The 11151-nt window shown below is 58.4% G+C and carries 12 protein-coding genes; 6 read left to right on the top strand and 6 right to left on the bottom strand.

The genetic code is table 11. From position 1 onward, the window contains the following. Nucleotides 1–233 precede the first annotated feature (233 nt). Nucleotides 234–1583 carry an omega-aminotransferase AptA gene (aptA, locus tag DL88_RS09505; protein WP_034995196.1) on the bottom strand — a complete coding sequence of 450 codons (1350 nt, stop codon included), beginning with the start codon at nucleotides 1581–1583 and terminating at the stop codon, nucleotides 234–236. Nucleotides 1584–2077: 494 nt separating this feature from the next. Here aptA and DL88_RS20950 point away from each other — a divergent pair, with 494 nt between their 5' ends. Beyond that, complete coding sequence (locus DL88_RS20950) at nucleotides 2078–2281, top strand: DUF2214 family protein (RefSeq protein ID WP_280949201.1); 204 nt, start codon at nucleotides 2078–2080, stop codon at nucleotides 2279–2281. A 49-nt stretch (nucleotides 2282–2330) separates the two neighbouring features. Next, a complete protein-coding gene (locus DL88_RS20955; RefSeq protein ID WP_280949202.1) occupies nucleotides 2331–2531 on the top strand; it encodes a DUF2214 family protein in 201 nt (66 codons plus the stop codon). Nucleotides 2532–2546: 15 nt separating this feature from the next. Here the strand turns inward: DL88_RS20955 and DL88_RS09515 are convergent, their stop codons facing one another. Beyond that, entirely contained in the window at nucleotides 2547–3146 is a 600-nt protein-coding gene (locus DL88_RS09515) for a hypothetical protein (protein WP_034995197.1), read from the bottom strand. A 164-nt stretch (nucleotides 3147–3310) separates the two neighbouring features. Between DL88_RS09515 and DL88_RS09520 the strand changes: the two genes are divergently transcribed. Next, nucleotides 3311–4327, top strand: a complete 1017-nt coding sequence (locus DL88_RS09520; RefSeq protein ID WP_034995408.1) for an NAD(P)H-quinone oxidoreductase — start codon at nucleotides 3311–3313, stop codon at nucleotides 4325–4327. A 40-nt stretch (nucleotides 4328–4367) separates the two neighbouring features. Here the strand turns inward: DL88_RS09520 and DL88_RS09525 are convergent, their stop codons facing one another. Then, nucleotides 4368–5390, bottom strand: a complete 1023-nt coding sequence (locus DL88_RS09525) for an alpha/beta fold hydrolase (RefSeq protein WP_034995198.1) — start codon at nucleotides 5388–5390, stop codon at nucleotides 4368–4370. Between the two features lie 131 nt (nucleotides 5391–5521). Between DL88_RS09525 and DL88_RS09530 the strand changes: the two genes are divergently transcribed. Both DL88_RS09530 and rpsD read left to right on the top strand, forming a co-directional pair. After that, entirely contained in the window at nucleotides 5522–5980 is a 459-nt protein-coding gene (locus DL88_RS09530) for an META domain-containing protein (RefSeq protein ID WP_051955802.1), read from the top strand. Between the two features lie 303 nt (nucleotides 5981–6283). Next, the gene (gene rpsD, locus DL88_RS09535) at nucleotides 6284–6901 is read left to right on the top strand and encodes a 30S ribosomal protein S4 (protein WP_034995199.1); all 618 of its coding nucleotides are present in this window, start codon (nucleotides 6284–6286) and stop codon (nucleotides 6899–6901) included. A gap of 264 nt (nucleotides 6902–7165) precedes the next feature. On the opposite strand, the gene DL88_RS09540 is transcribed toward rpsD, so the two are convergent. From DL88_RS09540 to DL88_RS09550, 3 genes are all read right to left on the bottom strand, one after another. Continuing rightward, nucleotides 7166–7906 carry a TetR/AcrR family transcriptional regulator gene (locus DL88_RS09540; protein WP_051955803.1) on the bottom strand — a complete coding sequence of 247 codons (741 nt, stop codon included), beginning with the start codon at nucleotides 7904–7906 and terminating at the stop codon, nucleotides 7166–7168. 349 nt (nucleotides 7907–8255) lie between these two features. After that, nucleotides 8256–9083 (bottom strand): pyrroline-5-carboxylate reductase, encoded by an 828-nt coding sequence (gene proC / locus DL88_RS09545; RefSeq protein ID WP_034995200.1) that lies wholly within the window; start codon nucleotides 9081–9083, stop codon nucleotides 8256–8258. Nucleotides 9084–9394: 311 nt separating this feature from the next. Then, entirely contained in the window at nucleotides 9395–9895 is a 501-nt protein-coding gene (locus DL88_RS09550; protein ID WP_034995201.1) for a type III secretion system chaperone family protein, read from the bottom strand. Nucleotides 9896–10283: 388 nt separating this feature from the next. Between DL88_RS09550 and DL88_RS09555 the strand changes: the two genes are divergently transcribed. Then, nucleotides 10284–11141 carry a M48 family metallopeptidase gene (locus DL88_RS09555; protein WP_034995202.1) on the top strand — a complete coding sequence of 286 codons (858 nt, stop codon included), beginning with the start codon at nucleotides 10284–10286 and terminating at the stop codon, nucleotides 11139–11141. The last annotated feature ends 10 nt before the right edge of the window (nucleotides 11142–11151 follow it).

An 11151-nucleotide genomic window follows, 5' to 3' on the forward strand; every position in this document is an offset into this window, starting at 1 on the left:
CACAACACAGAGTCCGATCTCTACCGGGTCATATATCCTGGATGATATCTCTCGGGAGGACGTGAGAAAGAGCAAAAGACTGACTGCTTCGTCATCATTTGTTTGGCGGCGGGGAAACCGGCTGCGGCAGCCGTTGAAAAGAGGGAAGCTTTTGCGGGGCATGAACCTGCCCCGCAATGATGATGTATTGGTGACGAGTCCGTCCGCGCGGCGAAAGGCCGGAGCGGTGACGGTCAGGCCATCGCCGCGATCGCCTTGCCGGTCTTTTCCACGATCTCCGCGATCTGGCTTTCGCTGACAATCAGCGGCGGCGTCAGAATGATCGAATCACCCGCGATGCGGGTGAGGAGATCGAGCTCGTGGAATGCCTTGTCCATGACGCCGAAGGCCCGTTTGCCGGGCGCGTCCGGGATCGGCGCGAGATCGATTGCCGCTGTGAGGCCGACGGTGCGTATATCGAGAATATTCGGCAGGCCTTTCAGGCCATGTACGGTATCCGCCCAGAGGGGTTCGAGCTTGCGGACACGCTCGAAAAGGCCCTCTTCCTTATAGAGGTCGAGCGTCGCGAGACCCGCCGCACAGGCAAGCGGATGGCCTGAATAAGTATAGCCATGCGGCAGTTCGACGGCGAGATCCGGTCCTTTCATGAAGGCGTCGAAGATCGGCTTGCGAATAAGCACGCCGCCCATTGGCACCGTGCCGGATGTGATGCCCTTGGCGAAGGTGATCATGTCGGGGAGCACGCCGTAGCGTTCGGCCGCGAAGGCATAGCCGAGGCGGCCATAGCCGCAGATGACCTCGTCGAAGATCAGCAGAATGCCGTATTTATCGCAGATGGCGCGCAGTTTCTGCAAATAGCCTTTGGGCGGGGGCAGCACGCCTGTCGAGCCGGCCATGGGTTCGACGATGACGGCGGCGATGGTCGAAGCGTCGTGCAAAGCGACGAGCTTTTCGAGATCATCGGCAAGATGCGCGCCCCATTCCGGTTCGCCTTTGGTGAAGGCCTGTTCAGCGCGATTATAAGTCGTCGGCAAATGATCGACACCGGCGAGCAGGGCGCCGAAAGCCTTGCGGTTGCCGGGAACGCCGCCGACCGCGCCGCCGCCGAAACCGACGCCATGATAGGCGCGTTCACGACCGATCAGGCGCACGCGCGAGCCCTGGCCCTGAATATTGTGATAGGCGAGCGCGATCTTCAGTGCCGTGTCGACGGCTTCCGACCCGGAATTGGTGAAGAACACATGATCGAGATCGCCCGGCGCGAGGGCCGCGACGCGTGCGGCGAGCGCGAAGACCTTGGGATGACCGAACTGGAACGGCGGCGCGAAATCGAGCTCGGCCGCCTGAGCCTGGATCGCTTGCACGATCTTATCCCGGCTGTGACCGGCATTCGAGCACCAGAGCCCAGCCGTACCGTCGAGGATCGGCCGCCCGTCGGTCGTGTAATAATGCATGTCCTTGGCCGAAGCGACGATGCGCGGGCTCTTCTTGAAGGCGCGATTGGCCGTGAACGGCATCCAATAGGCTTCGAGATCGTTTGGCAGCGGGCCGGTGGAGGCGAGAGATGTGGAGGCGGGAGACATAGGCAAGCTCCGGATGAGTCAGCCGGCGTCAAGGAGGTGGGAAATATCCCGCGCCGGTATGCGTGAAGAAATTCTGGACCTCAAGAGAACAGGCGCAGGTTTGATTACACTGGTTTGCGCCGATTTTGGAGCCGTGGGCTGAAATCGCGGGTTAACAATCGTGAGCTGGGAGTCGCGGGCCAGGAGCCATGGGAATGCGCGGAGGACGAAACCTCGACCGATGTGTAAGCGATTCTCATGCCGATCACCAGAAGGCTGTAGCGAACCGCCGCGGCGCGTCGAACCGGCTGCAAGGTTTGCGATGGGAAGAGCCATATCCCTTTTATGCCGGGTCAGCTTGCGTGGACCTTATGTGTGCCGTCTGCTGCTTACGTACGAACCGGCAAGGGGATGACGCTGTTTCGAGGATATTGGCGAGCGTTGCGCGTCGGGATTTGCGACCGGCATATTGTTGCTCGCCACAGGCACGCATTTCATCAACCCAGGATTGCCTCATGGTTTTGGATTTCATCCTCGCCAGTTTGCATCATCTCGCCATTTTCGCGCTCTTCGGCCTGCTCCTTGCCGAACTGTTGTTCCTGCGGCCCGGTTTCGACGCGGGCGCGCTGAAACGGATCAGCCGGCTGGATCTTGCCTATGGAATCGCCGCAGGCCTGGTGGTGATCTTCGGATTTTCGCGGGTCTTTTTTAGGCGCTAAGGACCCGAATTTCTATTTCGATAATCCGGTCTTCTGGGCCAAGATCGGAGTGTTCGCCTTCATCGGCTTTCTCTCGCTGGTGCCGACCTTACGTTTCATTGAGTGGCGGCGCCATATTCGCCGTGATCCCGAATATTTTCCTCCGGCGCAGGAGGTGCGGCGTATGCACCGCATCGTTCATGCCGAGCTTGGACTGTTTTTTCTCCTGCCGATTCTCGCGGCCGCCATGGCGCGCGGAATCGGCTTGTAAAATCAGCTCGTGAATTCAGGAAAGATCGTCGCAAAAATCGCAGAAATCGTCGCGTCCGAGCTTGTCGATGAGAAAGGAGAGGCCGGCGATGAATGCGGGAGACGCCGTCTCGAACCCCGGCACCTGCCGCAGCGCGGAGCCGGTGTCCGCCACCTGCCGGGTGCCGGCACGTCCGCAGAAAACGCGGCCGAGATAATCGGCGAGCGCTGGAAACAGGCCTTTTCCGTAGCGGATGCGCAGCAGAAACAGGCGTGGATCGGAAGGCGTCATCATTCCTGATGTTTCGTTGCGGGTTCCATTATCGATGGCGGCGATGAGCTGCCACTGCCAGCTCTGTTCCCAATCGCGCCCCGCGATTTTTTCGTCGGAGAGCTGCCACTGCCGTAGGGAACCCATCTCACTCGTTCGCATTTCGTCGCTCGAATCGGCAGCATCGGCGATCGGTTGCAGGATCAGCACTTCGAGTGCCTTGACGAGCCGATCGCGTTCGCGGTCATCGAGGGTTGGCAATGATGTCCAATACTCGAGTGGCAAACCATATTCGTCGCGCAGAAGATGATCGAATGCGGTGAGGCCGTCGGGATTGGTCGTGGGGGGATCTTGCGGGTTCGTCATGAATGGACCAGAAAGGCTGCCGGGGAACCGCCGCGCTCTTTACGCTTTGGAGCCCTGTTGGCAAGAGCGGCTTGGAACATAAGATGAGGAAGGAGGCGCGGGCATCGCAAGATGATTCCCGCACGGCCCTCTGTTTGGAAGCGTCGATTGATGAGGGATGCTGCATGACGGTGACAATTCCCGCCAGGATGCGCCAGATTAGTTTCGACGGGAAGGGCGGTCCCGAGGTCATTCGCGTTGGTGAGGGCGATGTTCCCTTGCCCGGCCCTGGCAAGGTGCTGATCGAAGTGCATGCGGCTGGCATCAACAGGCCGGATATTGTGCAGCGGGCGGGCTTTTATCCGCCGCCGCCGGGAGAAAGCGGTATTCCGGGTCTCGAGGTCGCGGGAAAAATCGTCAGGCTGGGCGATGGCGTGTCGCAATGGTCAGTTGGCGACGAAGTTTGCGCGCTGCTTGGCTCAGGTGGCTATGCGGAATATGCGCTGGCGGATGCCGCCCTGTGCCTGCCGGTGCCGAAAGCCTTGAGCCTGATCGAGGCCGCGGCGCTGCCGGAGACCTATTTCACCGTCTACGATAATGTGTTCCGGCGCGGCAACCTGCAGCGCGGCGAAACTTTTCTCGTGCATGGCGGCTCAAGCGGCATCGGCACCACGGCCATTCAACTGGCCAAGCAATTCGGCGCGACCGTCTTCACCACCGCAGGCTCGGCCGAAAAATGCGCCTTCTGCAAGACGCTCGGCGCCGATCATGCGATCGATTACAAGACCAGCGATTTCGTCGACGAAATCCGCAAGATTACCGATGCAAAACATCCAGTCGATCTCATTCTCGACATGGTTGGTGGCAGTTACATCGCCAAAAATCTGTCCTTGCTGAATTATGACGGCCGCATGGTGCAGATCGCCTTTCTGCAATCTCCGAAAGTCGCTTCGTTCGATTTTCTGCCGCTCATGCTGCGGCGTCTGACGATTACCGGCTCGACTTTACGCGCCCGTGCTTTGGGGCAGAAGATCGATATTGCCATGGGCCTGCGCCAGATGATCTGGCCTCTGCTCGATGAAGGCACGGTCAAACCCATCGTTCACGCGACTTTTCCGCTTGAGGAAGCACGCCAGGCGCATGAATTGATGGAATCCTCGGCGCATCTCGGCAAGATTCTGCTGCTGACCGGGCGTTCCTGACGGCATAGCGGAAAGCCTGCCGTTTGGTGGGCTTCGCCGGTCAGGGCGCGACGGCCTGGTAGCGCTCGCCGAGGAACGCGGCGAGAGCAGCGAGAAAGGGCTCGGGCTGTTCAATATGCGGAACATGGCCTGAGCCTTCGATTTCGACGAGCTTGCCGTCCGGGAGATCTTTGACGGCGGCGCGTCCAAGCTCCGGCCAATGGCCGAGGGCGCCAATGTCTTCGCGTCTCGCGTAGCGGCGGAAGAAGACGCTGCGATCCTCCTGGCCGATCATCAGCAGCACTGGCAGCTTGAGCAGCCCATATTCCTGCCGGATCGGCTGTTCGTAGATCATTCGATAAGTAAGGGCGGAGGCTTTTGCCGCGCGCGGATATTCACCGCTCTGCAGCATGCGGGTGAAGACCTCGACCTGGTGTTCCGCCTGGCTTGGCCAGCCGAGGAAGAAGGCCTTCATAAAGCCGCGATAGGATTCAGGCGTCTGCGCCAATTCCGTCTGGAGCAGGGTTTCAAGCGTCTGCGGTGGAATTGCGCTGCGATAATCTTCGAGGCCGATCGGGTTTTCGAGGATCAGCGCCGCCGTTATTTCCGGATAGGTCCGTGCGAAATAGACCGCCAGCATGCCGCCGAACGAATGTCCGACGACTGCGGCTTTGGTGACGCCTCTATGGTCGAGCAATTGTTTCGTCGCGCGCGTCAATACGTCGAAACTGTAGTGAATATCCGGCTTCGAGGATTTGCCGAAGCCCAATTGATCGGGAACGATGACGCGGTACCCTTTTGTCGTCAGATAGCGAATAGTCGCTCCCCAATAATCTCCTGAAAAGCTCTTGCCATGCAGCAGAACCACCGTTCCACCATTGGGCTGGTGAACCGGCGGCACATCCATATAGGCCATGCGCAAGGGCTGCCCTTCAAGGGTGAGATCGAAGAAGCCGACAGGATAGGGATAATCGATGCCTTCAAGGCCGATGCCGAGCGGAATCACTGGAGATTCCGCGATGGCGACATGGGCAAAGCAAAGAAATGTCGCGGTCACGAGAGAGCGAAAAATCTTTGAAGACATGGGCAAACCCTGGAAAGCATGAGTTCTGTCGGGGCAAAACGCGCATGGGCACCACAAAGTTGAGCTTGCGACATGAGGCGAGGACATTGGGTGCGACGACGCGGGCCGTATAGCATGGGAGCGGAATGAAAATGTGGAAGAGACTTCATCCTCTCGGAATCGTGCGGCAAGGATATTCCTCTTTTGGTGCCGCTTTGGCTCTCACGCTGCTTCTCGACCTTTTGCCGGTCGCCGTTTCAGCTGCTGTGACACCCGGAGCGCCGACTGGAAGCTGGCTCGCCGAAAACATCGTTGGGGGCGGTGTGCTCGATCGTCTCCAGACCATACTGATGATCGATGAAAAGGGCTCAATGTCCGGCTTCGGCGGCTGCAACACCTTGCGGGGGAAGGTTACCTTTGCTGGTGACGCGCTCTCCTTCGGTCCCATTATGTCCACGCGAAAGGCCTGCTCTCCGGCGATTATGGATCAGGAAACCAAATTTCTTTCTGCACTCGAACGGGTGCGCCGTTTCACCGTCGATACGGTTCGGCGCAAGTTGATTCTGTTTGACGAGGAAGGAACGCCCATTCTCGTTTTTGCGGCAAAATGAATGCCGACAGGAAGGCACGAGAGGTCCCTTTCCTATGAATTTGTAGCGAATCCGTCAGGATTCCGTCATCGATCTCTTGACCATCGATCACTTCTCGTCTACCCGAAGCGCTCTTCGAGGCTCATGCCTCGGATCCGCTGGGGTCTTTCCCGGCGGTAGACGCACCCGTGGTCATGCGCCTTGCCTGGCACAATGACCTGTCGGTCGGCCTTCAGGCTGGCAGAGGAGGGCGCGTTCCTCAATCTCCGTTGGATCGCAGCAGCCTTCTCGGCTGCGGCATTCTGTTTCTTTCGAGGACACGCGATGACAAAGCGCGCAGAAGCAAAATATAAAATCGACCGCCGTATGGGCCAGAACATCTGGGGCCGGTCGAAGAGCCCAGTCAACCGGCGTGAATATGGTCCCGGCCAGCACGGTCAGCGGCGCAAGGGCAAGCTTTCCGATTTCGGCACCCAGCTCAAGGCCAAGCAGAAGCTGAAAGGCTATTACGGTAATATTTCGGAAAAGCAGTTCCGGAAATATTACGCCGAAGCTATTCGTATGAAGGGCGACTCGGGCGACAACCTCATCGGTCTCCTCGAGCGCCGTCTCGATGCCGTGGTCTATCGCGCGAAATTCGTCCCGACCGTCTTCGCATCGCGCCAGTTCATCAATCACGGCCACATCAAGGTGAATGGCCGCCGTGTGAACATCGCCTCGTATCAGGTGCGCGTCGGTGACGTGATCGAGGTCAAGGAAGCCTCACGCCAGCTCGCCCTCGTGCTCGAAGCATCGCAGCTCGCCGAGCGCGATGTGCCGGAATTCTATGAAGTCGATCATTCCAAGATGACAGCCAAGGTGACGCGCATCCCGCTGCCGGCGGAAGTGCCTTATCCGGTCATCATGGAACCCAATCTGGTGATCGAATTCTACTCGCGCTAAGTCGCGAAGCATCGGTTCAGAAAATACAGGGCGGGGGAAACCTCGCCCTTTTTCTTTATGCCTGGAGCATTTCGGAAATATCCGGAAATGCTCCTCGTCAAAGAAATCAGAGCATTTTCCAAGCAATGGACGCGCGAAGCCGTTCACTTTGTCGGAAGGTGTTCCGGTGGTATCCGGTTCGTGGTCGTGCCTCCATCGCCTGATGTGGGCCCGATGCCGGGAAATCCGGCGGTGCGCAAACGGCACACCCACCGCGATAAGGAGTCAGAAAGCGTGTTCGCTTGTGTCTTTCTCCGCCGAATGCGCGTTGGCCGTGGGCCGATGGCGCTCGAACAGCGCGCGGGCGATGGAAAACAGCGGCGTCGTCAGGCGGCTGAGATCCTCGGCGCGGGAGACCATGCGGCCGCCGCGTTGCAATTCGCGGTCTAGGACGGCCATCGTTTTTGCGAGGCCAGGATCGTCATCCCGGAACCAGACCGGCAGAATGCGCGCCCAGGCGAGCACCAGCCCCTGCAATTTCAGGACGCCGACGGGGCCTTCCGAGTCGATTCCGGCGGCTTCCAGCATGAACCGCATGGAATTGATGGCGACGCCATTCAGCGCGGCCGCTGCGAGGGGATCACGCTTTACCCATTCATGGATGCCTTCAAGACCGAGCTTGTAGGGCGCCATGGCGTCGAAACGGCGCATTAGAACGTCGAAAAGCCGCTCCTTGGTCGATTCTCCAAGCAGTTCATCGGTCGAGGCATCAAGGACGATCTTGTCGATCTTGCGGGAAAAGGCCGCGAGAATCGCACCCTTGGAGGGAAAAGCATCCCGAAATTCCGAAAGGGTGACATTGGCTCGTGCGGCAATATCGGACAAGGTGATGTCTTCCCAGCGCCTTTCGCCAGCCAGTTCGAGAAGCGCATCAATGATGGCGTTCTTGACGTCGCCGGGAGCTTTCAGAATGACGCTGCGATCCTCGAAGGGACCATCATCAAAATCGCTGTTTTCTTCCGCCATGGCCGTCCTCTTCCGTATCGTTGCCTTGCGCGATGCGATTGCCTTAGCGAATTGGACTCTCGAAGACATATCTCTTTGAAACAGTCTCGAAGAGAGCCTGTCCTAGTCGATCAATTTCCCTTCTTCTACCAAAGTGCATGGATCACATCTTTTTGTGATCCATCTCGTTCGGCGGACTGTCGCCGCGCAGGCGCAGGGCCAAAGGGCGACGAGTCAGGCTCACCACACTTTGATTTCATTTGAAAGCATAGGCTTTACCGCTTCGCATGACAATGTGTGCCGTTGGGGACAATATGATGCGAAGGTCTTAAAAAAGCGGGATGACAGCTGCAATTTTAATTTTGGGCTTTCATCCGGCCAATTCGGCAGCGCGCTTTCTGGCGGCTTGCGCTGCCTGTTCCATCAGCGGCGCAAGGCCGTTTTGCGCCATCAGCACCTCAAGGGCGGCAGCGGTTGTGCCGCCGGGTGAGGTGACGTTCTCGCGCAATTGCGCGGGCCTGATGCCGGTTTCATGCATGAGCAGGCCGCCCGCGCCCTCTACGGTCGCCCGTGCGAGCCGTTCCGAAATGTCCTGAGGCAGGCCCAGCGCGACGCCCGCCTGGCTGAGGCATTCCACGAAATAGAAGACATAGGCAGGACCTGAGCCGGAAATGGCTGTGACCGCGTCGATCAAAGCTTCATCGTCCAGCCATTCGACCGATCCGGCAGCGCCGAGCAAGGTCGTCGCGAAAGCCTGTTGTTCCTGTGTCAGCTCCGGTCCTGCGACGGCACCGGTGATGCCGAGCCCGATGGAAGCTGGCAGATTGGGCATGGCGCGGACGATGGCGCCCGCATGCGGAAAGTGGTGCCGAAGTGTGGCGATCGTCTTGCCGGCGAGGATGGAAATGATCAGCGTCCTGCCGTCCACATAGTGCTGCAGTGCCGGAGCGGCCTTGTCGAGCATTTGCGGCTTGATCGCCAGGAGTAGGACTTGGGCTATGAGAGGATGCGGCGCTAATGTCAGCCCATGTTGAACGGCCAAAGCCGAGAGCGCTGGCGACGGATGCGGATCGATGACGCCGATATTGGCGCCGGGTAGGCCCAGCGAAAGCCAGCTCTCGAGCAAAGCACTCCCCATCTTGCCGGCCCCTGCCAGGATCAGACTTTGTGGAAAGACAAGGGTCGCTTCGTCGGCCATGGGATCTCTGAACTCGGGAGGAAAGAATGGATGATCGGTGGCTGACCTCAAAAGATTTGCCACTGCTGATAAGGTTGAATCGTTTTACAATTTCATTGCTTTGAAAAATACTTGGATTTTTTCTCGTGAGGGTGCTGCCAGATAATCATTCAGCAAATAAATCAGATAAATACGACATTTATTTCATATTTGGCTTTAGCAGGTCATGTCTCTCTGCCATCCCGATAATTTCAACGGATTTTCAATAGCTAACAAATAAAAGTTCAACTTTAATTGAAAGGCATCCGATTAATCGAACCTGCGGTTGTCTTTCAGGCTCGCCCCTGCGTGACGATCAGCGCTTGTTCCAGCGCCTCCCGGCTGCTGCGCCCGGCCCAGACCACGAATTGAAACGCCTGATAATAGCGTTCGCAGGTGACCACGGCGTTGGTGAGGACGGTCTCGCACTGGCGCCCGTTGAGATCAGCTCCGCCCGCGAGCACGATCGTGTGCCGGAACATGATGACGCCGTCCTGCGGCCAGATGTCGAAATGACCAAGCCATAATTGCTCGTTGATGAGGGCGATCAGCGACAGAACCTCGTTGCCACGGGCAGGCGGAATTTTGAGATCAAAGACGCAGGCAATATGCAGGGCTTCCATATCGGCGAGCCAGGTGAAGGCGACATTGTAATCGGTCCATTCGCCCGTGACGCTGATGGACAATTCATCCTCGCCATCGCGGTCGAACGCCCATTGATGCTGCGCCGCAAGTCTCTCGATCAAATCGACCGGATGTTCGCTACGATCAGCCGCGAAATGAGGAAACGCCATTACAAAGCCTCGACAAGGGTACTGACAAACGCTTTCCCCTGCTGCCTGAATGAGCCGGAGGAAATTAGATATGGAGACCTGGGGGAGTTTTCCCCTTCGGAATCAATGAACTTTAAGGATCGTTCCGGACTATTCGAAAGATTTCCGGAATCGACGGCTACCATTTGTAAAGGAATCATAACGTCTCCCTTTCTGGCAACCGCCTGATGTTCTCTCGCCGGGGTTGTCCCCCGAACTTATCGGTCTGGCCGACAAATTTCCGACTTTATGGTGTTTGATGTGGGTCATTCGTTCTCGATCCGATCGTCTTCCCGGATAGCCGTCGAGGCTTGCTCCGCCCTGAAGGGATGGAGTTGGCGGGGAGCGGCTGCTTAGCTAAAATGGACCTATGCTCCGTCTCTTCAGAAGCCGAACGCCTGTTTCGGCCGATCCGGATTTTCTTGAACTCACCCATGAGGGTGAGAGGCTGCGCATCGCCCTCAAACGGTCGGCTGGAGCGCGGCGTCTGACATTGCGCGTGCGCTCCGCGAACCGGGATGTGGTGCTGACCATGCCGGCGCATAGCGCCTTGAAAGATGCGCGGCTTTTCGCCGAGAGTCATGCGCCCTGGATTCAGGCGCGGCTCAGGCGTCTACCGCCGCTGGTCCCCCTGCTGCCGGGGTCGATCCTGCCCCTGCGGGGTCTGCCGCATCTGATTTCCGCCAGTAACGAGCGGAACAAGGGGTCCGTGTGGCTGATGCCCTGTTCTGACACGCCGGAGAATAATGATGAAGCCCTGCGCCCGGCGGGTGCCCAGCTGGCGTATCCTCACCGTGCGAATGTTCAATTTCCAGCTTTATCATCGACGGGCATTCATGGGATCGTCTGCGTCACTGGCGAGCCGGCGCATCACGAGCGGCGGGTGCGCGATTTTCTTGTGCGTCTGGCGCGTGCCGATATCGAGGCTGCCGTCGCGCGGCATGCCGCTGTTCTTGGCCGGGCGCCGACACGGATCACCTTGCGGGATACGACAAGCCGCTGGGGCTCCTGCTCGGCCAAGGGATGCCTGAATTTCTCCTGGCGATTGATTCTCGCTCCTTCCTATGTCCTTGATTATCTTGCGGCGCATGAAGTCTCGCATTTGCGCCATATGAATCATTCCGAGGCCTTCTGGCATCAGGTCGGCGATCTGTGCCCAAATGTGCGGGTGGCGGAAAGCTGGCTCAAGGCGCATGGCAGCGGCCTCATGCGCTATGGACGAGAGTGAATCAGACCAT

Origin of the sequence: Beijerinckia mobilis (assembly GCF_000745425.1) — a bacterium.
GTDB lineage: Bacteria > Pseudomonadota > Alphaproteobacteria > Rhizobiales > Beijerinckiaceae > Beijerinckia > Beijerinckia mobilis.